Origin of the sequence: Oceanicaulis sp. UBA2681 (assembly GCF_002354675.1) — a bacterium.
Taxonomy (GTDB): Bacteria; Pseudomonadota; Alphaproteobacteria; order Caulobacterales; family Maricaulaceae; genus Oceanicaulis; species Oceanicaulis alexandrii.
In genome coordinates, this window is the sequence record NZ_DEMB01000003.1 from 377,702 (window position 1) to 399,660 (window position 21,959).

General features: G+C 64.7%; 23 protein-coding genes. 15 read left to right on the top strand and 8 right to left on the bottom strand.

Going from position 1 to position 21,959, the window contains the following annotated elements; all coding sequences use genetic code 11:
• Positions 1 to 81 precede the first annotated feature (81 nt).
• Positions 82 to 432, top strand: a complete 351-nt coding sequence (locus B3M53_RS02605) for a helix-turn-helix domain-containing protein (protein ID WP_022701794.1) — start codon at positions 82 to 84, stop codon at positions 430 to 432.
• Positions 429 to 1,199 carry a DUF6456 domain-containing protein gene (locus tag B3M53_RS02610; protein WP_273019511.1) on the top strand — a complete coding sequence of 257 codons (771 nt, stop codon included), beginning with the start codon at positions 429 to 431 and terminating at the stop codon, positions 1,197 to 1,199. Before B3M53_RS02605 ends, B3M53_RS02610 begins: the two co-directional genes overlap by 4 nt.
• Here B3M53_RS02610 and B3M53_RS02615 read toward each other — a convergent pair.
• The 3 genes from B3M53_RS02615 to B3M53_RS02625 form a co-directional block, all read right to left on the bottom strand.
• The gene (locus B3M53_RS02615; protein WP_160092041.1) at positions 1,196 to 1,615 is read right to left on the bottom strand and encodes a SufE family protein; all 420 of its coding nucleotides are present in this window, start codon (positions 1,613 to 1,615) and stop codon (positions 1,196 to 1,198) included. The two genes, B3M53_RS02610 and B3M53_RS02615, sit on opposite strands and share 4 nt — an antisense overlap.
• A gap of 50 nt (positions 1,616 to 1,665) precedes the next feature.
• Positions 1,666 to 2,067: a hypothetical protein gene (locus B3M53_RS02620; protein WP_160092040.1), complete on the bottom strand. Its 402-nt coding sequence runs from the start codon at positions 2,065 to 2,067 to the stop codon at positions 1,666 to 1,668.
• A gap of 155 nt (positions 2,068 to 2,222) precedes the next feature.
• Entirely contained in the window at positions 2,223 to 3,221 is a 999-nt protein-coding gene (locus B3M53_RS02625) for a hypothetical protein (protein WP_022701798.1), read from the bottom strand.
• 156 nt (positions 3,222 to 3,377) lie between these two features.
• Here B3M53_RS02625 and B3M53_RS02630 point away from each other — a divergent pair, with 156 nt between their 5' ends.
• Entirely contained in the window at positions 3,378 to 5,144 is a 1,767-nt protein-coding gene (locus tag B3M53_RS02630) for a sensor histidine kinase (protein ID WP_273019515.1), read from the top strand.
• Between the two features lie 35 nt (positions 5,145 to 5,179).
• On the opposite strand, the gene B3M53_RS02635 is transcribed toward B3M53_RS02630, so the two are convergent.
• Both B3M53_RS02635 and B3M53_RS02640 read right to left on the bottom strand, forming a co-directional pair.
• Complete coding sequence (locus B3M53_RS02635; RefSeq protein WP_273019517.1) at positions 5,180 to 6,097, bottom strand: hypothetical protein; 918 nt, start codon at positions 6,095 to 6,097, stop codon at positions 5,180 to 5,182.
• A 9-nt stretch (positions 6,098 to 6,106) separates the two neighbouring features.
• On the bottom strand, positions 6,107 to 7,681 hold the full coding sequence (locus B3M53_RS02640; protein WP_022701801.1) for a hypothetical protein: 1,575 nt from the start codon (positions 7,679 to 7,681) through the stop codon (positions 6,107 to 6,109).
• Between the two features lie 61 nt (positions 7,682 to 7,742).
• On the opposite strand from B3M53_RS02640, the gene B3M53_RS02645 reads away from it, so the two are divergent.
• The 4 genes from B3M53_RS02645 (at position 7,743) to B3M53_RS02660 (ending at position 11,469) form a co-directional block, all read left to right on the top strand.
• Positions 7,743 to 8,081, top strand: a complete 339-nt coding sequence (locus B3M53_RS02645) for a DUF1491 family protein (RefSeq protein ID WP_160092036.1) — start codon at positions 7,743 to 7,745, stop codon at positions 8,079 to 8,081.
• 63 nt (positions 8,082 to 8,144) lie between these two features.
• A complete protein-coding gene (locus tag B3M53_RS02650; RefSeq protein ID WP_160092035.1) occupies positions 8,145 to 8,549 on the top strand; it encodes a hypothetical protein in 405 nt (134 codons plus the stop codon).
• Between the two features lie 65 nt (positions 8,550 to 8,614).
• On the top strand, positions 8,615 to 10,213 hold the full coding sequence (locus B3M53_RS02655) for a peptide chain release factor 3 (RefSeq protein WP_160092034.1): 1,599 nt from the start codon (positions 8,615 to 8,617) through the stop codon (positions 10,211 to 10,213).
• Positions 10,213 to 11,469: a mechanosensitive ion channel family protein gene (locus B3M53_RS02660; RefSeq protein ID WP_160092033.1), complete on the top strand. Its 1,257-nt coding sequence runs from the start codon at positions 10,213 to 10,215 to the stop codon at positions 11,467 to 11,469. The genes B3M53_RS02655 and B3M53_RS02660 overlap by 1 nt, the downstream gene beginning before the upstream one ends.
• On the opposite strand, the gene B3M53_RS02665 is transcribed toward B3M53_RS02660, so the two are convergent.
• On the bottom strand, positions 11,466 to 12,554 hold the full coding sequence (locus B3M53_RS02665; RefSeq protein ID WP_273019534.1) for a DUF2336 domain-containing protein: 1,089 nt from the start codon (positions 12,552 to 12,554) through the stop codon (positions 11,466 to 11,468). The genes B3M53_RS02660 and B3M53_RS02665 overlap by 4 nt on opposite strands.
• Before the next feature lie 91 nt (positions 12,555 to 12,645).
• Positions 12,646 to 13,053, bottom strand: coding sequence for a PAN domain-containing protein (locus tag B3M53_RS02670; protein ID WP_022701807.1), 408 nt, complete (start codon positions 13,051 to 13,053; stop codon positions 12,646 to 12,648).
• 94 nt (positions 13,054 to 13,147) lie between these two features.
• Here B3M53_RS02670 and B3M53_RS02675 point away from each other — a divergent pair, with 94 nt between their 5' ends.
• On the top strand, positions 13,148 to 14,026 hold the full coding sequence (locus tag B3M53_RS02675; RefSeq protein WP_273019536.1) for an ion transporter: 879 nt from the start codon (positions 13,148 to 13,150) through the stop codon (positions 14,024 to 14,026).
• On the opposite strand, the gene B3M53_RS02680 is transcribed toward B3M53_RS02675, so the two are convergent.
• A complete protein-coding gene (locus B3M53_RS02680; RefSeq protein WP_273019538.1) occupies positions 13,972 to 15,942 on the bottom strand; it encodes a transglycosylase domain-containing protein in 1,971 nt (656 codons plus the stop codon). The two genes, B3M53_RS02675 and B3M53_RS02680, sit on opposite strands and share 55 nt — an antisense overlap.
• Positions 15,943 to 16,012: 70 nt before the next feature.
• Between B3M53_RS02680 and B3M53_RS02685 the strand changes: the two genes are divergently transcribed.
• The 7 genes from B3M53_RS02685 to B3M53_RS02715 form a co-directional block, all read left to right on the top strand.
• Positions 16,013 to 16,474 carry a YcgN family cysteine cluster protein gene (locus B3M53_RS02685; protein ID WP_286799598.1) on the top strand — a complete coding sequence of 154 codons (462 nt, stop codon included), beginning with the start codon at positions 16,013 to 16,015 and terminating at the stop codon, positions 16,472 to 16,474.
• 119 nt (positions 16,475 to 16,593) lie between these two features.
• Complete coding sequence (locus B3M53_RS02690; protein ID WP_273019540.1) at positions 16,594 to 17,133, top strand: hypothetical protein; 540 nt, start codon at positions 16,594 to 16,596, stop codon at positions 17,131 to 17,133.
• Positions 17,066 to 18,298: a DNA-packaging protein gene (locus B3M53_RS02695; protein WP_273019542.1), complete on the top strand. Its 1,233-nt coding sequence runs from the start codon at positions 17,066 to 17,068 to the stop codon at positions 18,296 to 18,298. The genes B3M53_RS02690 and B3M53_RS02695 overlap by 68 nt, the downstream gene beginning before the upstream one ends.
• A gap of 591 nt (positions 18,299 to 18,889) precedes the next feature.
• A complete protein-coding gene (locus B3M53_RS02700; RefSeq protein WP_273019544.1) occupies positions 18,890 to 20,041 on the top strand; it encodes a phage portal protein in 1,152 nt (383 codons plus the stop codon).
• On the top strand, positions 20,038 to 20,292 hold the full coding sequence (locus tag B3M53_RS02705) for a hypothetical protein (RefSeq protein ID WP_273019546.1): 255 nt from the start codon (positions 20,038 to 20,040) through the stop codon (positions 20,290 to 20,292). Before B3M53_RS02700 ends, B3M53_RS02705 begins: the two co-directional genes overlap by 4 nt.
• 35 nt (positions 20,293 to 20,327) lie before the next feature.
• Complete coding sequence (locus tag B3M53_RS02710) at positions 20,328 to 20,795, top strand: HK97 family phage prohead protease (protein ID WP_273019548.1); 468 nt, start codon at positions 20,328 to 20,330, stop codon at positions 20,793 to 20,795.
• 55 nt (positions 20,796 to 20,850) lie between these two features.
• The coding region (locus B3M53_RS02715) for a phage major capsid protein (RefSeq protein ID WP_286799600.1) at positions 20,851 to 21,959 on the top strand (1,109 nt) is incomplete at its 3' end.

Below are 21,959 nucleotides of genomic sequence, written 5' to 3' on the forward strand. Positions count from 1 at the left end.
GCCTATAATAGGAATGTTATCCTCACCCTTCAGCTCGATCCTATACTTCACAGAAGGATCGACAAGGGAGGGGATAACCCGATGCGTACCAACACGCTTGTTCTGGACCAGGCCCGCGCCCGGCTGGCGCAACAGGCCGCCGCCTACGCCTTTGGCGTGCCGGTGGAGGAGATCAGCAGTCCGACACGGGGGCGAGCGCGCGCTGCGCTGGCGCGGCAAGCCGCCATCTATCTGACCCATGTGGCGTTCGAGCTGAGCTTGAACCGTGTGGCCGACGCGTTTGGCCGCGACCGCTCCACCGCCGCTCACGCCTGTCACCGGATCGAGGACGCCCGCGACGATCCCGCCTTTGACGCGGCGATGGAGGACCTCGAAGCCTGTCTGCGTTCGGCGCCAGGGCCGGATCTCATTCCCTTCGGAATGACCCAATGAACGCCGCTGTACCAGGCTGGCTGCGGCGTCTGGCCCGGCCGGGCGCCCGGCTGGCGCAGCGCAGCGGCGGGCGCTCTGGCTATGGCGTCTACGCCAGCGCAGACCGTCGCCGCCGCCCGCTGGCGAGCGTCAGCGACGCCGCTCTGGCGCACGCGTTGGAGCAGGGCTGGCTGGCACAGGCGCAAGCGGATGAATTCGTACTCACGCAAGTGGGGCGGCGCTGTCTTGATGAAGGCGATGCCGCGGGCGTCCGACCCGCTCTGGCCCTCGCCCGAAAGACGCTGCCCGCCCCTGAGGGCGGGCTCAGGCTGCAGACGGTTAACCCGGCAACGCTCGACGGCCCGCTGGCGCGCTATGCGCGGCCTCAGAACGGACGCCCCGCTTTGCTGGAGCCGGTGCATCTCAGCGCAGCCGACAGCCTGATGCGTGATTATGAACGCTCCACCCTTTCAAGCCGCGTTACGCAAAGCTGGAGCGGCGTACCCGGCGGCGGCGCGCGCTCCGCGCCAAGGGACCGTAGCGAGGCGCCGATACAGCGTCTGAATGCACAGGAGCGGGTGATGGACGCGCTGGCGGCGGTCGGTCCGGGGCTTGATCACTGGCTGGTGGAGATTCTGATGCGCCAGAGCGCGATGACCGACGCCGAACGGCGCCTCAACTGGCCGTCGCGGTCCGGCGCGCAAGCCCTGAAGCTGGCGCTGGATCGTCTGGCGGTGCACTACCGAATGAAACCGGCGGGCTTGGGCGTCGATCCGTACGGGCTCTAAAGCCGCGCCTGCGCCTCGGCCTGGATGCGTTTGATCATCGAGGCGAGACCATTGGAGCGTTGCGGCGAGAGGTGTTCGGCGAGGCCGATGCGGCCCAGAACCTCTTTGGGATCAATGGAGAGCGCCTCGTCTGGCTTGCGACCGTCATAGAGCCGGCTTAACAGCGCCACGAGCCCCTTGACGATATGGGCGTCGGAATCCCCGCGCAGCTCCAGCGCATGATCCGGTCCGTCATCAATCACCATCCAGACCTGGCTGACGCAGCCTTTGACGCGGGTATCGTCGGTGCGCTCGGCCTCGGGCAGGCCGGGCAGGGCCTGGCCCATCTCGATCAGATAGCGATAGCGTTCTTCCCAGTCGCCCAGAAAGTCGAACTCGTCCACGAGGGCGTCGATGTCAGCTTGAAGATCGGTCATGAACGCTGAGGTAAAGCGCACGCCGAGACAGGGCAAGACCAGCGCCGCGTCTAACGCAGGTCAGAGGTCTCGCGCGTGACGTCCGCCAGAAGCGCGTCGAGGCTTTGCGCCGGGGCGTCCTGAGGCAGGGCGCCGGGGGCGAGGGGCGCTTGGGCGCGTTGATCTGCGGCCCAGCTCTGGGCGCGGTCCGAGACGACGCCCACCACAAGCGAAGAGAAGCTGGCGAGTTGTTGGCCGACGGCGCAGGCTTCAGACTGTTCGTTGCAGAACTCACGGGTCTGTTGGCCCGCCTGACGGGTCAAACCTCGAGAATTGTCCAGAGCATCTGTCGCAATGATCAGCTCGCGGGTTTCACGCGCAAACGCCCCATCCGGCGCGGCGCTAAAGCCGGCAGGGATGAAAGCCGCCGTCACGGCGGTCCAGAAAATGGCGCGTAGCACGGTGCGGAGCATGCCAGCCTCTTTTCAACTCACTTCAGGTCTTGAAGCAATTCTGAGGCTAGAAAATAGTTCCCGGAAACACCAGTGGATGTGCAATTAAGGGTAAAGTGTGTGTTAACGCTGAACACTTACCCTTAATTTGAGCTTACGTTACTGGAGAAACTGTCTCAATTCGAAACAGCTTCATTCGGCGCCCGAGTCGCGGTCAGACAATCAGCCACGTCATTGAGCGCGTGCTCGGCGATGCAGAAGCTGTCTTCATACTTGAAATGGCCGGCCGCCACGCATTGGGCGAGGTCCAGACGCACCCATTGCATGCAGCGCTCCACCGCCGGGTCATCGAGCAAACGGTCCATCAAGGTCATGTCGCCGTCTTCAATGGCGTCCAGCGCCGCCAGCGACAGCATCCGGCCCACCCGGCGCTCATCAGGCTGGAGCTGGCTCTGGCCCACTTCCACGCTCAACTCTGGCAGGTTCAGATCCACGGTTTCAGGCTGGGCGAACAGGGTGGTGGCTGACCCCATGGGCGCTGCGGCGGACGTGTCAGGGGCTCGAAACTGCACGTCCAGACGTTCAGAGGCGCTTTCCAGAGAGGACAGGCGCTCGGCCCGGTCGCGGGCGCGGGTTTGCGCCCAGCGCTCGTGCTGAAGATCATAGGCCGCCTGACGATAGCGGGCGCCAACCTCCCGGATTTCAGTGACATCGCCGTCAATCGCCTGGGCGACATCCAGTCCGGCTGTGTCCGCGCCCATAAAGCCGGTGACATACATGGGATCGTGGGTCAGGGCGGCGGCGGCGGTCTCGGTGCCGTAATAATCGGCGACAGCGCGTACGGCGTCGATGAATTCAGGATTGCGCGCGGCGACCAGCGCCGCATAGGCGATCTGTGCGTTCACCAGTCGATCGCCGTCATAATAGCGCGACAGCGCATCCATGGTGGCGTCGAGATCGGCGCCGGACAGAAGCTCGCGCTCGCCCGCCAGCGTGACGTCAGAGCGATAGGCGGCATAGGTCTGTGCGTTCAGCAGCACTTCGGGCTCGGTGGTGTCCGGCGTGGTTTGCGCAGCCTGGGGCGCCGGCAGCGCCAGGACGGGGCCTGACGGCTCCTGTGGCGCAGGCTCCTGAGTCGCAGACAACAGGGCGAAGCTGAGGGCGGCAAAAATCATGATGTCGTGATCCCGGCGAAAAACCTCTTTTGATCATGACCTAGTGCAGGGGCTGCGCCAAGGGGGCTCGCACTCTTTGACGCGAATTCAGTAATTGTTAACGGCCCCAGACGAGCGTGCGGTTCTATTCTCATTTGTGAGTCGAGATTCGCTTTCATGCGCCCAAGCATCGCCCCCTTCGCCAAATTCATGGATCAACAGGCGCCGCGCCTGATTCATGGCGGTTGGCTGGGACTGGTCGCCCTGATCGGTTTCGGCGTTCAAACCCCTCTGGCGCAAGCCGATTTGGCCCTTCTGGCTGTGGCCGCCGCGCCGGGTTTGCTCGGTCTGGTGCTGGGCGGCAAGCGCAAGGCGCGCCTGGATATCGTGCGTTTTGTCCTGGCGCTGGCCTGGACCCTTCCCGGATTCGCCGCCGCTCTGGCTGTGGGGTCCGCCCTGTCTCCGGCGGCGTTGGCGTTTCTGATCGGCCCGGCGGCCTTGTCCGCCTCGGGTTTGCATAAGGATGTGCGCCTGAGCGCGACCATGAATACGCTGGCCTTCCTTCTGGCGGGGCTGGCGAGCTTGTGGGGGCCGCTTGCAGGGGGCTCTGAGGTTTTGACGGCGAGCCCGCTTACCGGGTTGGCGCTGGCCGTGTTCTTCGCACTTTGCGGCTTTGCGGCGCGGGTTCAGCTTGTGGGGCAGCTGGAGCGCGCGCAGACGAAGCTGGAGGCGCTCGAGCCTGCGGCGCAGGGTTTTGAGAATGCGCCCGCCGCCTTGATGGCTTTGGACCGGTCAGGACGTATCGCGGCGGTGTCCCGGCGCATGCGCGGCTATGCGCCTGGCGCGCCGCGTGATCTGGGCGGTCTGTGCGTGAAGGGGCTGGCGTTTGATGATGCAGGCCGTGCGCAGATCGATAAAGGGCTGCAGACGGCGCTCAATGACACGTCAGGCCTTGAAAGCGCCTTTGCGTTCCCGGTCCGCTCGGCGCGTGGCGCCCGGCATGAGCTGGACGCCCATGCGCTGGCGACGGAGATGGGGTTTGTGGTGCGTCTTGACCCGCCCCGCGCCGAAGTCGCGGCGACCGATACGCTCAGCGCAGAAGAAAGCGCGCGTCTGAAAGACGAACGCGACGCCGCGCTGGCGGCCAGCCAGTCCAAGTCTGAATTCCTGGCGGCGGTCAGCCATGAGCTGCGCACGCCGCTCAACGCCATCATCGGCTTCTCTGACATCATCAAGCAGCGCCTGTTCGGCCCGCTGCCGGCGCGCTACGCCGAATATGGCGATCTGATCCATGAAAGCGGCGAGCATTTGCTGGAGCTGATCGGCGACGTTCTGGACATGTCCAAGATCGAAGCCGACAAGTACGAGCTCAGCCCTGAAGAGTTTGACGCCCGCGACGTGGTGTCGATCTGCGCCAAGATGATCGGCCCGCGCGCCAAGGATCGCGGCATTGCGCTGTATTGCGAGCCGGGCGATTCAGATCTGGCGGTCAAGGCGGACCGCAAGGCGATGCGCCAGATCCTTTTGAACCTGTTGTCGAACGCCGTGAAATTCACCCCTGAAGGCGGCGCCGTCGTTGTGATGGCGCGTCAGGACGGGGCGGATCTGGTTCTGGCGGTCGGCGATAGCGGCGTCGGCATCGCTGCGGACGAGCTTGATGAACTGGGCACGCCCTATCATCAGACGCGCTCTGGCAAGGAAACCTCCGAACGCGGCACCGGCCTGGGCCTGTCGCTGGTGCAGGCGCTGGCGGATATGCAGGACGGCGAAGTCCGCCTGCAAAGCGCGCCGGGCCAGGGCACCACGGTCACCGTGCGCTTGCCGGTGATGGGACAGGCCAAGGGCGAGGTCACTGACTTCGTCCCGCTGGAAGTGCATCAGCGCATCGCCGCCGCGCAACAGGCCGGTGAAGTCATCATCCAGGCCAAAGACGGCGCGGCGTAAGCGACCTCGGCCATCTGTTTACAAGTTTTGATGAACTAGTTGGAGGCGGTCATGTCCTGCGCCGCCGCCGTGCTTTGCGGCGCCATGCGCGGCAGGCGCATGAAGCCCATGGCGGCGTCCAGCGCCCCGATCTCCACCCAATAACGGTCAATCACCACGCCTGTGGCGTCGTAAAGATCAATGCGAGCGCCTTCGCGCGGCGCCAGGCTCGCCAGCTGCGCGACCAGCGTGTCGGGAAATTGAAAGCCTACGGCAGGCGCGCCCGCGGCGGGCGCCAGCTCGCCAGCGCGCTGGGCGCTCAGCGCTTCAGTGGCGAACACCCGGACCAGCCGGTCTGAAGGCGCGCTCCAGGCGCTGACCGGGTCATTGTCCGGCGGCGCCAGCAAGCCGCCTGCGGTCATGTCCACGGGGTAGGGTTCCTGGCTGGTGTCGCGCAGGAAGGCCACAGCATAGGCGGGACGCAAGGATGTGCGCAGGCTCAGCGCCAGTCCGGTCGTGTCGCCTTGCTGGAAAACCCCGAAATTGGCGTCGCCCTGACCCAGGCTCTGCACGATGCTCCATCGGGCGTAATCATCAGAGACGCCGCCGCGCTGGGCGGTCCAGCCCTGAAGGCGGCCCTGAAAGCGCGCCTGATCAAAACCGGTCAGCCGAAACACTTCATCGCGATGACGCGCAACGCCGGGCAGGTCGAACGCGGCCCGGCAGCTGGTTTCAAACGCGTCGCGCTGGCGGTCTTCAAACTGGTTGAGCTGGGCGGGGCTGGCGCCTTGCAGTACGGCGTCGTCCCGGCTGCGCCGGATGGCGGCGTTCAGTAGGTCGCGCTCCACCTCAGTGAAGACGGCGCAGGCCTCGTCCGCCGACCGCGCTTCAAGACGCAATTCATAGGCGTCAAACGAGGCGTCGATATTGGCCGCGGATTGCGCGGTCAGAAGGGTGAGGGATGCGAGCCACATCCCGTCATCTTACGAGGTGCGTCTTGACGTCCGGTTTACATTGATGCTGCCGAGCAAAAGAAGCACAGCCAGCGAGAAGGCGCCCAGCGCCAGCCATTCGTCATGGGCGCGCAGCTCGCCGCTGATCCATTCCGCGGAGAAACGCGGCGCTGCGGACGGGCCGAAATGGGTCACATTGCTGGCGTCCCACAGGGCGGCGCGGCCATCGAGCTCGGTCCACATTTCCGACCGGGCCAGACGTTTGGCGGCGCGGGCGAAATCAGCGCCGTCAGGGGCGGTGAACAGAGCGACCTGGCGGCCTTCGGGCGTGGCGAACAGCGCAGCCACGCCGGTGATGCGCGCATCGCGCTCACTGGGATCGGCGGCGTAGGCGGTGGAGCCGTAATAGCGCCGGCGTTGCGGCGTGCGATTGGCGGCGGCGTTCGCGGCGGCGCGCACTTCACCCGGGGCCGCAGCCAGAAGGCGCGGGTCCAGCGAGGCCTGAGGGCCCAGAACCATCAGGTCGTAGCGCGCAGGCGCGGCGTCGATATCATCGCCAAACCAGGCGTACAGCCAGGCCGAGCCCGAGGCGAGACCGGCGCGCGCGATCACTGACAGGGCGGCGTTGCGCTGGTCTTCATCAGAGGCGGCGATGACCACGGCGGCGCGGCCGCCCTGATCGAGCCCGAACGGCGCGCCCAGATTGGCGAGCCCCGCCAGCGCGTCGCGGTTGGCGCTGACCGGCGCCGGGGTCACTTCAAGACGCGGCGCGTTGAGGGCGGCGGCCATGTCAAAGCGCACGGTGTGCGCCTGCATGGAGCGGGCGGCGAACAGACGCGCCGAGGCGATCAACGCGGCTGGCGAGGCGGCGGACAGGCGCACTTCGGACGGGCCGGTCAGATCGATGGCCGGCGCGCCAGAGCCGCGCACGAACGCGGTGACGACCAGCTCAGCGACCTCGGCGTCGCTGACCAGGATCGGGGCTTCACCCATGCGTAGCGCCAGACCCTGAGCGATCAGGGCGGCCACGGCCAGCTCGTCATCGCCCGCGGCTTGCGCGTCCACATGCACCCGGCGAGGCGCGGCGAAATCCGCTCTCAGCGCGGCTTCCACTTCAGACAGGGCGGAATAGCCCAGGGGCGGGGCGGCGGAGATGCGCAGCCGGCTCGCCTGGGCGGAAATGGTCCAGCCGTCTTCACCCGGCTCGACGATGCGCAGAACCAGCGTGTTGTCGCCGGCGCGCAGATCGTCGGAATACAGGGCGAAGCGGGCCTCAAAGGATTCCGCGCGGGGTTGCAGGACCACGGCGCGCGAGCGGTTCACGAACGCCTCGATGCGGCCGCCGGAACGGGCGCTGTCGGGGATGGCGTTCATCAAGAGTTCGATTCCGGACGGATCGGCGCTGGGCGCGATGGTGAAGGGGATGCGGATTTCACGGTGTTCCGCGTCAAGCCGGAGGTCGGACGCGGCGTCCGTCAGCTCTGTCAGCAGCACTTCTTCGGATCGGGCGGCCCGGAAATCCTGGGCCGCAGCCTGCGCCTGAACGGCGACAAGGCCGATGAGACCTATAACAATAAGGCTCAGTGGACGAATTTGTGTCAGCATGAAACGTTCCCCTCGATTAACAGACTATTAAGCAATTGCCCTGCCAGCAAGTGGTTTGACGATGACCGATCTGAGAGCGCGGTTTTGGGTGGACGCCTTGCGCTGGCGTGCGGAAAGCGCGGGCGCCAGCATCTACGTGGCCCATAAAGGGGATCCCGATGCGGGCGTTATCTTGTTGAAAACTCTGCTGCCCGAGCGCATGGCTCAGCTCTATGCGCCGATACGCAATGTCGAGGGCGAGCGGGTCTGGATGACGCCGCTGGGGTCAGACCCTGTCCCGGAGCAGGACGCGGACGCCTATGCCAGACGCCGGATGGAGGATGATCCGGATCTGTGGCTGGTGGAGGTGGACGACCCGCATGGTCGACACTTCCTTAATGAGGCGATTGATAAATCTTAAGATCGTTGCGGCATACTCTGGCGCAGTTGGAAAACGCCGACGGGTTAATGCAAAATGCTCTTCTTGTTCAACGATGCTCTCTATGATCTGGGCGACGCCAGTCAGACTGCGCGCGAGCGCGGAGACGCCCTGGGAATCAATGCGTTGACGCTCCGCAACATGCGGATCGGACAAGTCATCAGAATGGTTCGTGAGTGGGTGTATGAGCGCCCGGGGCTGGCCAAAACCGACCCGGAGAGCGGGATGTTCCTCGCCAGTCTCATTGCCCTGAAAACCGATGAAGCCAATGCGCTGCTGGCGGTTTCGCCTCAGGGCGGCAAGACATCCGCAGATGTCCAGGTGCGCTTGGCCTCCGTGTCTCTGGTGACGATGAAACAATTGCTGGATCTGCAGACGGAAAACCGTCTTTCCGGTCAGATGGCGAACATGGCGGTGTGGTCTCAGGTTCCGGCGCGCATGCAGGCCTGACGCCTCGGCGCTTGCGTGCGCCTTGCGCCTCGGCTACCTCGCGGGTCAGAAGACTTTAGCAGGATATGCCGATGACCTCCGCCGCTGACGGCGCGCAATGGGCGCGCCGGCGCACATACGCCATCATCTCTCACCCGGATGCGGGTAAGACCACGCTGACCGAGACGCTCTTGCTGGAGGCGGGCGCCATCCGCCTGGCCGGGCAAGTGCGCGCGCGGGGCGAGAACCGCCGCACCCAGTCAGACTGGATGAAGATCGAGCGCGAGCGCGGGATTTCGGTCTCCGCCTCGGTGATGACCTATGAATATCGCGATCTGATCTTCAACCTGCTCGACACGCCGGGCCACGAGGACTTTTCCGAAGACACCTATCGCACGCTCACGGCTGCAGACTGCGCCATCATGGTGCTGGACGCCGCCAAGGGCGTTGAGCCGCGCACCCTGAAGCTGGTGGAGGTGTGCCGCCTGCGCGACATCCCGATCATCACCTTCATCAACAAGTTCGACCGCGAGGCCATGGAGCCGTTCGAGCTGCTCGATGACATTCAGGACAAGCTCGCCCTCGATGTCAGTCCGATGCAGTGGCCGTGCGGGTCCGGCAACCGCTTCAAGGGCGTCGCCGATTTCAAGACCAATGAGTTCGTGCTCTACAAGCGTCCCGATGACAGCGAGGTCAGCCGCTCCGAACGGGTGTCGCTGGACGGGGACGCGATCCACAAGGTTCTCAACGAGGAAGAGCTGGCTGAAGTGACCGAAGGCGTCGACATGGCGCGTGAGTTGTTGCCCGCTTTTGATCGCAAGAGCTTTGAGGAAGGCCATCTCAGCCCGGTCTATTTCGGCTCGGCGCTGCGCCGGTTCGGCGTGCATGAGCTTCTGGACGCCTTGGCCGATCACGCGCCGGGGCCGCAGCCGCAAGCCGCCGCCAAAGGCCCGCGCGACGTGCTGGAGCCGGGTGACAAGGAAGTCGCCGGTTTCGTCTTCAAGGTGCAGGCCAATATGGACCCCAACCACCGCGACCGGGTGGCGTTCGTGCGCCTCAGCTCAGGCCAGTTCAAGCGCGGCATGAAGCTGAAAACCGAAGGCGGCAAGACGCTGTCGGTGCACAATCCGATCCTGTTCTTCGCGTCGGATCGCGAGATCGCCGACGAAGCGTTCGCCGGCGATGTGATGGGCGTGCCCAACCATGGCGTGCTGCGGGTGGGCGACACCTTGTCTGAAAGCGGCAAATGGCGGGTGTCGGGCATTCCGAACTTCGCGCCGGAAATGCTGCGCCGGGCGCGGCTGAAAGACCCGCTCAAGGCCAAGCACCTCAAGAAAGCGCTCGAATCCCTGGCTGAAGAGGGTGTCACTCAGCTGTTCCGTCTTCAGGTGGGCGGCGAGTTCATCATCGGCGCCGTGGGCGCGCTGCAGATCGAGGTGATGGCCCAGCGAGTCGCCGATGAATACGGCATCGACGTGGTGTTTGAAGCCAGCCCCTATGACACCGCGCGCTGGATTTCCGGGTCTGACGCGGACCTGGAAGCCTTCATCGACCGCCACAAGACAGCGGTCGCCGAAGATATCGACGGCGATCCGGTGTTCATGGCTAAATCAGCCTGGGAGGTGAATTACTCTCAGGAGAAATTCCCCAACATCACCTTCAGCGCCACCAAGGAGCGCAGCTGATGAGCGTACAGGCCGTCACCGAGCAATTGCCCGAACCGGTTCGGGCGTCCATGTCGGACTTCTTCACCCTGGCCGCTCAGGTCTGGGAGACGAGCTTTCTGGGCTTTTCGGTCGGGCAGGGGCTAAGCGCGATCGGCGTGCTGGCGGTTTCGATCGTGTTCCGGGGGCTGTTTTCCTCGGTGATCATCGCCCGGGTGCGCAAGGCGGCCACCAAGACCGAAACCCAGCTTGACGACAAGCTGCTGGAAGCGCTGTACGGCCCGATCAAGCTGATCCCGGTGATCATCGGCCTGTTCATCGCCATGACGATATTGGGCCTGAACGCTGAGGGCGCGCCGGTCAATGGCGACCGCGTGGTGCAGACGGTCATGGTGATCGCTCTGTTCTGGGCGCTTCATAATGCTGTGGGTCCGGTGGCGCTTTTGTTCGCTCCGCTGCGCCGCGCGCTCAATCCGGTGATGATCGACTGGATGGCGAAGGCGCTGCGCATCCTGTTCCTGATCATCGGCGTAGCGACCATCCTGTCGCTGTGGGAAATCCCGGTTGCGGGCGTCATCGGCGGCCTGGGCCTTCTGGGCGTGGCGGTGGGGCTGGGCGCGCAGGATCTGTTCAAGAACCTGATCGCGGGCATTCTGATCCTGACCGAAAAGCGTTTTGTCCCCGGTGAGTGGATCAAGGTGGAGGGCATTGTCGAGGGCACGGTCGAGCAGATCAATTTCCGCTCCACGCTGGTGCGCCGCTTCGACAAGGGGCCGGTCTATGTGCCCAACGCCTTCCTGTCCGATCAGGCGGTGACCAACTTCTCGCGCATGACCCATCGCCGCATCAGCTGGATCATCGGGGTGGAGTACAAGACCACCACCGATCAGCTGGCGTTTATCCGCGACAAGGTCCTGGACTGGGTGCTGAACCATCCCGAGTTCGCCAAGCCGCCGGAAGTGTCCACCTTCATGCATGTGGACAAGTTCGGGCCGTCCTCGATCGACTTCTTCCTGTATTGCTTCACCACCACCACGAACTGGGGCGAGTGGCTGCGCATCAAGGAAGAACTCGCCTTCGCCATCAAGCAGATCGTGGAAGAGGCCGGGACCGGTTTCGCCTTCCCGTCCACCACCATCTACATCGACGACGGCGCAGAAGTCTTCGTGCCGCCCAAAGTGAAGAAACACGAAGATCACGACGCGCCTGACAAGCAGAACCGACAGATCGCTCGCGGCGAAAACCATAGCGGCGGAGATGGCGACGGCGGCCGCTAGGCCGCAGCGGCGGCCTGTTTGCGCAGCTTCCAGAACCGCAGGGCGCGTTCGGCCTGTTCAGGTTCCAGCGCTTCATAGATGGCGCCGATCTCGCGCGCATCGTTGAAGGCGTTGTCGGCCGCCTGGCTGCGCAGCACGGCGAGGGTGACGAACAGCGCTTTTTCAATGCCTGACGCCTTGCAGATCAGCGCCAGCCCGTCCGGGCTTTTATGCTCCAGAGCGCGCTTGGCGGTGAAGTAATCCACCCCTGTCAGCTCGGCGAAGCCCAGGGCGCAATGCACGGGCTTTCTTTCGCGCAGCAGGCTGACCAGCAAGGAGCCGTCCAGTTCCTTGCGGACCTGTTTGGAGGCGATATAGCGGCGCGCCTCATTGATCGCCTTGTCTTCGGCCATACGCTTTTCAAGCCGGGCCTGGGACGCGGCGAGCGCCGCTTCCAGAACGCCGGGTTCCAGCTTGTCAAAGCGCTGGGAGATCTTGTCGCGCAGGGTGCGGCTGACCACCACCATCAGATCGTTGAGAAGGTCGGCGGGGGCGTCGGCGCGCTCCACCAGTGGCTCTTGCAGGATTTCGCTGTCCTCGGCGCGGCGGGCGACTTGCTCATAGGTGGAGCGCGACAGCTGGGCGCCGTCATTTCGGATCAGGGTGGCGACGGTGTCGTCATCGCCCTTTTCCACGATGGCGTGCGACAGGCGTTCGGAAACCGTCTCGCGTTTGGCGATGGCCTGGATATGGGCCTGTCCGGTTTCGTGAACGATGGTGACCAGGTCTTCTTCGCTCAGGACCGTGGAGCGCGACAGGATCGGCGCGGCCACTTCGATGGCGTCCGCCGCCAGTTGCCGGATCAGGCCTTTGGGCGCGAAGGGCGTGTCAGCGAAGCGGTCCGCCAGCTCGGCGCGGGCGTCGTGAGCGGTTTCATTGGCGAGCGTGCGCAGAATATCATCGAACTGGCTCTGCGCCTCGGACTCAACAGCCGGCGGGGCGTCAAAGAACAGATCTGTCACCTCGCGCAGCAAATCGCGGCGGCGATCAGATGATTTTTCTTTCGCAAGTTCGGTCAGCTTGTGAAGCTTGGACGCAACCGCCATGCCGGCCTCCGCAGTGAGCAACTTACCATGCAGCCGATGGAGTAAAGAAAGCGTGGCGCACCGTGGTTAACACCCGGTTCAGTTGTGTTTTTCAACCGCCCGCCAGTTCATCACTCCGCCGCGGCTCTGCAGACGGCGCATCTTGGGTGAGGGCGCGGCGTTCACGCAGGCTGGGCGCGCGTTCTGCGCCCGCTTCGATTCGCGCGGCCAATGCCGGGGAGAGGCCGGTCACCGCGCCGGGGTCAAAATGGCTGGGCCCCGCAATCGGGTGCAAGTCACAGCGCGGCGCGCGCGCCGTTTCAGGGCGGTGATAGGTCCAGGCCTGACACCCCTCCGTCAGATCACAGGCGCTGATGCAGGCGTCCACGCTTTGCGCGGCGGCGCCATCCAGCCGCATCAACACGCCGCGACGGGCCTGCGCGTCCAGAATCGCGCCTGATGGCAGTGCGGACGGGGCGGGCATGGCGCTTTGCAGCAGCATCAACAGGGTGATCATCATGGCTGCGAATATGACATGACGACTTTGACAAACCGTTGCGCCAATCGGGTGGCGCGGCTAACCAAGCGCTTGTCTTCCTGCTTTGAGGCCTGTGATGAGCGATGTGACCCCTGAGGCGACCAAGAACCATGTGGCGCGGCTGCTCGACAGCGCGGCGTTTCGCAACACCATCACGACGCTGATCCTTGTGAACGCTGCGATCCTGGGGCTTTTGACCTATCCGCTGCCTGAGCTGATGGTGCAGGTGCTGACCTATGCGGATCACGCGATCATCGCCGCCTTCGTGGTCGAGATCGTGCTGAAGGTCTTCGTCCACAGGCTGAATTTCTTCAAGTCAGGCTGGAACTGGTTTGATTTTCTGGTGGTGGCGATCTCGCTGGTGCCGGCGGCGGGCGCGTTCACCGTGTTGCGGGCGTTGCGGGTCTTGCGGCTGTTCCGCCTGTTCTCGGTCATTCCCGAAATGCGGTCGGTGGTCGAGGCGCTGGGCAAGGCCATTCCGGGCATGGGCGCGATCATGCTGGTGCTGGGGGTGATTTTCTACGTCGCCTCGGTGATGGGCGCGAAGCTGTTTTCAGGCACCCACCCTCAGTTTTTCGGCGATCTGGGCGGGTCCGCCTACACCCTGTTCCAGGTGATGACGCTGGAGAGCTGGTCCATGGGAATCGCCCGGCCGGTGATCGCCGAGCATCCGTTCGCCTGGATCTTCTTCGTCGGCTTTGTGATCGTCACCAGCTTCGCCGTGCTGAACCTGTTCATCGCGGTGATCGTGGATTCCATGCAGTCCAAGCATTTTGACGCCGAGACCGAGCGTCAGGCTGAAGCCCATGACGAGCGTGAAGTGCTGATCCATGAAGTGCGCGCCCTGCGTTCAGAGCTCGCGGATCTGCGCGAGCTGCTGGGCAAAGAGGGCGGGGGGGATCAGCCGTCTATGCCGTCCCTGAGCGATTCAAACCGCGCTGACAAAGCCGAGTAATACGCTGCCAGCCGCTCTTCACGGGCGCCGCGCCGTTGCGGCGCCGGGGCCGAGAGCGGGGCGGCGGGCAGGCCCTCATGGGCTTCGCTCATGAAGCGGCGCCAGATCTCTGCGGGCAATTGACCGCCTGTGACGCCGTCCGTGGGCGTGTCGTCATCATTGCCGACCCAGACGCCGGCGACCAGCTGGCCGGTATACCCGACAAACCAGGCGTCGCGGCTCATCTGGCTGGTGCCGGTCTTGCCCGCGACGCGGCGGCCATTGATCTGGGCGCGCTGGCCCGTGCCTTCGATCACCACGCCTTGCAGCAGCGTCGACATCCATTGCGCCTGCTCGCGCTCGATCACCTGGCGGCCTTCGGTCGCTTCAGGCGCCTGATACAGAAGATCGCCGCGCGAATTGCGCACCTCCAGCACCAGAACCGGTTCAGGGCGGCGACCGTCATTGGCGAACACGGCATAGACCCGCGTCATGTCGATCAGGCTGACCCCGGAGGCGCCCAGGGACAGAGACGGCACGGCGTTGAGGGCTGTGGTGATCCCCAGGCGCTGTCCCATTTCCGCAACGGCGTCCGCGCCCACCGCGGCGCCCGCCTGTGCGGCCACGGTGTTGATCGAGCGTTTGAGGGCGTCGGCGATGGTGATGCGGCCGCGATAATCGCCGCCATAGTTTTCCGGGCTCCAGCCCTCGATCTCGATGGGTTCGTCGTTGAAGGCGGTGGCGGGCTCCATGCCGGCTTCAAACGCGGCGGCGAAGACCACGGGCTTGAACGCCGAGCCGGGTTGGCGGCGGGCCTGAACCGCGCGGTTGAACTGGCTGGCGGTGTAATCGCGCCCACCCACGATCGCTCGCACCCGGCCTTGAAGATCCATCGCCACCAAAGCCGCTTCGTCGGCGTTGCGCGCTTCAGCCTGCAGGTCCATGACCGCAGCGACGGCGCGCTCGGCGGCGCGCTGGGCGGTGACGTTCAGGCTGGTGCGGATCACCAGATCGGGCGTATCCGCGGCGTCGCCCAGATGCTCTCGGGCTTCCGCCACCGCCTGATCAAACACATAGCCAAAGGCGCCCGGCTCAAAGCTTTCATCGCCGGCCGCCAGCTCGGCCGGGTTTTCAAGGGCCGTCTCATAGGTCGCCTGATCAATGAATCCGGCGTCCAGCATGCTGTAGAGCACCGCCTCGGCGCGGGCGCGGGCGGCGGGCAGGTTGGAAGTCGGCGCCAGGCGCGACGGCGCCTTGGGCAGCGCCGCCAGAAGCGCCGCTTCTGAGACGGTCAGGGCGCTGGCGGATTTGTTGAAATAGCGTTGGGCCGCAGCTTCCACCCCATAGGCCTGATCGCCCAGATAGACCCGGTTGAGATAAAGCTCGAGGATTTCCTGCTTGGTCAGATGACGCTCCAGCTCGGTGGCGATGCGGATCTCCTGCAGCTTGCGTCTGGCGGTGCGTTCGGGGCTGAGGATCAAATTCTTCACCAGCTGCATGGTCAGGGTCGAGCCGCCCTGGACCAGCGAGCCTGCGCGCAGATTGGCCCACATGGCGCGCGCGAAGCCGCGCTCGTCAAAGCCGTCATGATCGTAAAAGCGCCGGTCCTCGATAGCGAGGAAGGCCTGGGGTACATGATCGGGCAGGTCTTCCAGCTGCACAGGTCGCGCATAGAGCGGTCCGCGCTGGCCCAGAATGGCGCCGTTTTCCGCCAGCACCGTCACCGCCGCCTCGCGCCTTACGCTCCACAAATCCTGTGCGTTTGTTGGAACGGGCGGCAAGTCGTGGTAGGCCCAACGCCAGATTACAACCCCGCAGGCCAGCCCCGCCAGCAGCACCAGTTGCACGGTGACGAGGGCGATCAGACGCCAGCGGGCTTTGAGCCGGGTTATCAGGGAGGGCGATTGATCGGCGCGGAATGTGATGGCGGACCTCAATAGGGTTTCGCAGCCCGTACGGGCTTTGGGACATGTCTCAAAATCAGCCGATCACGGCTAAACTTAGGCCATGAGCGATAATCGTCCCTTTTACGAACGCAAGTCGCTTTCTGAAATGAGCGACAGCGAATGGGAGTCGTTGTGCGATGGCTGCGGTAAATGCTGCGTCGTCATTCTAGGCGATGAAGATGACCCTGACACGTTCTGGCGCACCAATGTGGGCTGCAAGCTGCTGGACCTGAAAACGGTGCGCTGCACCGATTACGCCAACCGCCAGACCCATGTGCCCGGCTGCGTGCGACTGAGCGCAAAGAATATCGACCAGCTCAAATGGATGCCCGACACGTGCGCCTATCGCTTGCTGAATGAAGGCCAGAGCCTGCCCGACTGGCATCCGCTGAAAACCGGTGACCCTGAAAGCGTGGTGCAGGCCGGGCATTCGGTCAAAGGCAAGCTTGTCAGCGAAAATGACGTCGACGAGGGCGATTTCGAGAGCCATATCGTCAGCCGTCAGGACGCAAAGCGGGGATAAAGCCTCGCCTGTCCTTCATCCTTGAACCGTCCGTCCCTGACGCCGCAAGGCGTTGGCCGAAACCGTGCGGTTTCAATCCGACCGAGGCGGTTATCGGCTAGTCTTCAGGCATGGTCGAAATGAACACGAAGACGCCCCTCCCGGCGCCGGAACGGACGGGAGCGGGGCGGCGCTATGACTGGATCGCCATTCATGAAGGCTGGCGGGCCGGGCAGGGCGCCGAACATCTGGCGGAGGCTTTCGGGCTGAAGCCGAAAACAATCACCGACAGATGCGGCTGGATTGACCAGCATTTCCCGCCCCCCGCGCCCGCAAGGATGATCGCGGAGCTGAACCGGCGCCTGGAAGCGGCGTTGGCGGCGCTCGACGCGGGCGATGCGGGCAAGGCCGAGCGGCAGGCGAAAACCATCGCCGCGCTGATCAAGGCGGGCCGCGATCTCAAACACTGGAGTGAAACCATGACCCACACCGATAAGGGCGGCGCTTCCGCCGTGAATACCGAGGAGTCGGCTGGTGACGAACGAGACTATTACGCCGAACTCGATCGCCGGCTCGATCGCCTTGCAGAGCATCTCAGAGCGAAGGGCGTGGGTGCGCACTCAGACCCCTCGGGAGGTGAAGCGCCTCGCGACGAGCTGGCGCTTCTGGGCGCGCACTGATCAGCTGCCGCCTGACGGCGACTGGCGCACCTGGTTGTTTCTCGGTGGGCGCGGGGCTGGCAAGACCCGCGCCGGCGCCGAGTGGGTGAGGGCGCAGGTGAAGGCGGGCAGACGGCGCATCGCGCTGGTGGCGCCGACCTTTTCCGATGTGCGCGAGGTGATGGTGTCCGGCCCGTCAGGCTTTCTCAATATCGGCGAGGATGAGGACCGTCCCCGCTATGAAGCCAGCCGTCACCGTCTGGTCTGGCCGGACGGGGCGATGGCCTATGGCTTTTCATCTGAAGACCCGGACGGCTTGCGCGGGCCGCAATTTGATTGCGCCTGGGCGGATGAATTCGCGGCCTGGACCCGGCCTCAGGAGACACTCGACATGCTGGGGCTGGGGCTTCGGCTGGGCGAGCAGCCGCAATTGATGATCACCACCACGCCGCGGCCCTTGCCAGCTTTGAAAGCGCTTCTGAAACAGGCGGGCGTGGTGATCAGCCATGCTGCGACCGATGCGAACGCGCCCAATCTGGCGCCGGGTTTCGTCGCGGCGATGACCGAACGCTATGGCGCCAGCCGTTTGGCGCGACAGGAGCTTGAGGGCGTGCTGATCGACGACCCTGAAGGGGCGTTGTGGACGCGTGGCCTGATTGATCAGGCGCTGGCGCTTTCAGAGTTCGAGCCCGAGCGCGTGGTGGTGGCGGTGGACCCGCCCGCCAGCGCGACCGGGGATGAATGCGGCATCATCGCCGCCGGCGCTTCCGGTCAGGGTCGGGAGGCCCGGTTGGTGATTTTGAAAGATGCAAGCCTGCAGGCGCGGCCCGAAGACTGGGCGGCGCGGGTGGCGGAAACCTTTGACGCATTGGATGCAGACGCTGTGATCGCCGAGGCCAATCAGGGCGGGGACATGGTCCGCGCCGTGTTGCAGGCCGCAGCGCCGGATCTGCCGGTGCGGCTGGTTCACGCCAGCCGCGGCAAGCGGGCGCGGGCCGAGCCCGTCGCCGCGCTCTATGCCCGCGGCCGGGTTCGACATGCGGTGCGCATGCCGGCGCTGGAAGATCAGATGTGCAGCTTTGGCGCGCCTGACCAGAGCGGCAGCCCGGACCGGGTGGATGCGCTGGTCTGGGCGGTCGCCGCCCTCACGCCCTCCGCCGCCAGCCCCCGGCTGCGAGTGTTGTGAAGCTAGACGGAGCTCTAACTAAGCGGGAAAAATGTTGCTAGCCACTAGCGACTCTGTAAGGGTTTCGATAAGAAAACGGCCCCAAGGTGGAACTTGAGGCCGCATCCTGATGGATTATTTCGGATGCACTACTGGTTTTGGAAGCCAGTAGTCTGCTGGAGGGGAGCCGGCGATCCGAGTGAACGCCAATTCGTGTGGATCGTTGGTTCCCTGCGCGGCTTTGCCGCTAGTTGCCGGTTGACCGAAGCTCAAGTCATCCAGCAATTGAGACAAGCGGCCTATTTACCTCTCTTAGAAGGCGAACTGGGCCGGATCGTCTCAACCACGTGAGTCCGAGGCGCGCTGCGTGCTTTGGAGACAGGGACGAAACGCCCGGTCACCGCACTGCGGCCGATCTTCGTGGTTTTGGACATGCCAAACTCCATAGAGTGGACTGTAGGTGCCACTCGCTCACCTTGCTGCCGAATCAGTCAGCACCCACCATTGTCGTAGATTTTGCAATGCTCTCAAGGGGGCATCGTCGAATCGGTATCGAAATCGCTTTGATACCCGCTTTGGTTGTCACTTAACCCGACATTTTTGGAGAACGCCATGCTCAAGCAATGGCTGGGTCTCGGTCGCAAGGCGGCCGGGCGAACCCTTGCGCTCGGATTCGGGACGGGGGCGAGCTGGAGCCCGCGCGGCTACGCCGCCTTCGCCACCGAAGGCTATGCCCGAAACGCGGTCGCCCATCGCTGTGTCCGGCTGATCGCCGAGGCTGTTTCTGCGACGCCTTTGAAGACCTCTGGCGAGGATCGGGTCAGCCAGGCTGCGCTGGCGCTGATCACAGCGCCCAATCCTGACCAGTCCGGCGCCGAGCTGATGGACAGCGTGCAGAGCCATCTTCAGGTCGCGGGCGACGCTTATCTGCATCTGTCCGGCTTTGAAGCGGGCACGCCGGGGCTGTACGCGCTGCGGCCTGACCGGGTGCGGGTGATGACCGGCCCCAAGGGCTGGGCGGAGGGGTGGGAATATCGCACAGCCACAGGCGCGCAGGTGTTTCAGCGGGACCGCGCGTCGGGCCGCTCGCCGGTCCTGCATCTGAAGCTCTTTAACCCGACCGACGATCAATACGGCTTGTCGCCCATGGAGGCGGCGGCGCGGGCGGTGGATGTGCACGCCTCGGGCGGCGCCTGGGCGAAGGCGCTGCTGGATAACGCGGCGCGCCCGTCCGGCGCCCTGGTGATGAAGACCGGATCAGAGGGGCAGGGGCGTTTGACGCCGGATCAGTTTGACCGGCTGAAAGCTGAACTGGAAAGCCTCTACACCGGCCCTGACAATGCGGGGCGGCCCTTGCTGCTGGAAGGCGGGCTCGACTGGAAGCCCATGGGGCATTCCCCCGCCGAGATGGATTTCATCCAGGCGCGGCGCGAGGCGGCGCGCGAAATCGCGCTGGCGTTCGGGGTGCCGCCCATGTTGCTGGGGCTGCCCGGCGACAACACCTATTCCAATTATCGCGAGGCCAATCAGGCGTTTTATCGCCAGACGGTGCTGCCGCTGGCGAAGAAAACCGCCGCCGCGCTCAATCGGTTTCTGGCGCCCTGGTTCGGGACCGATCCGAAGCTCTGCGTGGATGAAGACGGCCTGCCCGCCTTCACCGAGGAGCGCGCCGCGCGCTGGGCGCAAATCTCCGGCGCGGATTTCCTGTCGCCCGATGAGAAACGCGTCCTTCTGGGCCTCGCTCCGCAAGGAGACATGTCATGAGTGATGCGTCTCAGACGATCAGCCCCTGGCGGCTGGATCGCTCGATCACCCTCGGCGTCATTCTGGCGCTGACGCTGCAGACCGCGGGCGCCCTGATGTGGACCGGCGCCGCCAATGAGCGCCTCGACCAGCTGGAAATCCGCGCCGACGCCACCGCGCCGGTGGCTGAACGTCTGGCGCGGCTGGAAGCGCACGCGGCGTATTCGCGCGCCGCGCTGGAACGCATCGAGCGTCGCCTCGAACAGGACTGACCGGTCCGACATTTTCACAATCAGGGGAGGCGCGCATGCAGGCGCTGAACAACTCCGGCGAAACGCTGGAGGTGGCTGGTTATGCCAGCCTGTTTGATATCGAGGATCAGGGCGGTGATCTGGTCCGCGCGGGAGCCTTTGCAGAGGGGTTGAAAGCGCGAGGCCCCACAGGCGTGCGCATGCTGTTCCAGCATGACGCGGCTGAACCTGTGGGCGTCTGGGACGAGATCGCCGAGGACGGCCGCGGGCTTTATGTCCGCGGCCGCATTCTCTCCACCGCCCCGCGCGGGCGCGCCGCCCTGGGGCTGGTGCGCGAGGGGGCGGTGGATGGCCTCTCCATCGGCTTTCGCACGCAACGCTCCGCGCCCCGACCGGGCGGCGGACGCGATCTGTTGCAGCTCGATCTGTGGGAGGTGTCCATCGTCACCTTTCCCATGCTGGCCCAGGCGCGGCTTCGCGTCCTTGGGGCTTCTGAGGCGCGGCTCGCCGCGTCGGCGGCCTGACCGCTTTGACTATGCATCATGAACAGAAAGGATTTTCATGAGCCGGGAAACCAAGATGGCGGTTCCTTCCGCTGACACGCGCGTGGCCATGGCGGATATGCTGGCCGCGTTTGAACACTTCAAACAGGCCAATGATGACCGCCTGGACGCGCTGGAATCCAAGACCGGCGCCGATCCGCTCATTGCCGACAAGGTGAACCGCATCGACGCCGCGTTGAACGAGGCCCATTCCCGCCTTGATCGTCTGAGCCGGGAGGCGGCGCGGCCCGACCTCTCCGGCGCCGATGTGAAGTCGGCGGGCTGGGGCGGCTTCCTGCGCACCGGTGAAACGCCAGCGCTCGATCAAAAAGCGCTGTCGGGCCAGACCGGCGCTCAGGGCGGCCATGTGGCCCCGGCGGAGCTGGAAACCCGCATTGAACGCCTGATCCGCGAGGTCAGCCCGATCCGGTCCATCGCCACAGTGAAACAGACGCGGTCTCACACCTTCAAGAAACCGGTCAGCGCGGGCGGCGCCACCGGCGCCTGGGCGGCGGAGACCGCGAGCCGGCCTGAAACCGACGCGTCCTCTCTGGAGCTATTGGAGTTTCCCACCGCCGAGCTTTACGCCATGCCCGCCGCGACGCCTGCGATCCTTGATGATGCGCTGGTCGATCTCGAGCAATGGCTGGCTGAAGAAGTGCGCGACGTGTTCGCCGAAGCCGAAGGCAAGGCCTTTGTGTCCGGCGATGGCGTCAACAAGCCGCGCGGGTTCCTCAGCTATACGATGGCTGAAGTGGGCACGGAAAACTGGGGCGAGATGGGGTTTGTCTCGACCGGGGTGTCGGGTGGTTTCTCCGCGACCGATCCCGCCGATGCGCTGATCGATCTGATCTATGCGCCCAAGACAGCCTATCGCGCCAATGGCCGCTTTGTGATGAACCGCTCCACGGTGTCCGCAGTGCGCAAGTTCAAGGATGCGGACGGGCAATATATCTGGCAGCCCGCCCAGAGCGCGGGACAATCGGCGAGCCTGATGGGCTATCCCGTCACCGAGGCCGAGGACATGCCCGATATCGGCGCGAACAGCTATTCCATCGCCTTTGGTGATTTCGAACGTGGCTATCTGGTGGTCGACCGCCAGGGCGTTCAGGTGCTGCGCGATCCGTATTCGGCGAAACCCTATGT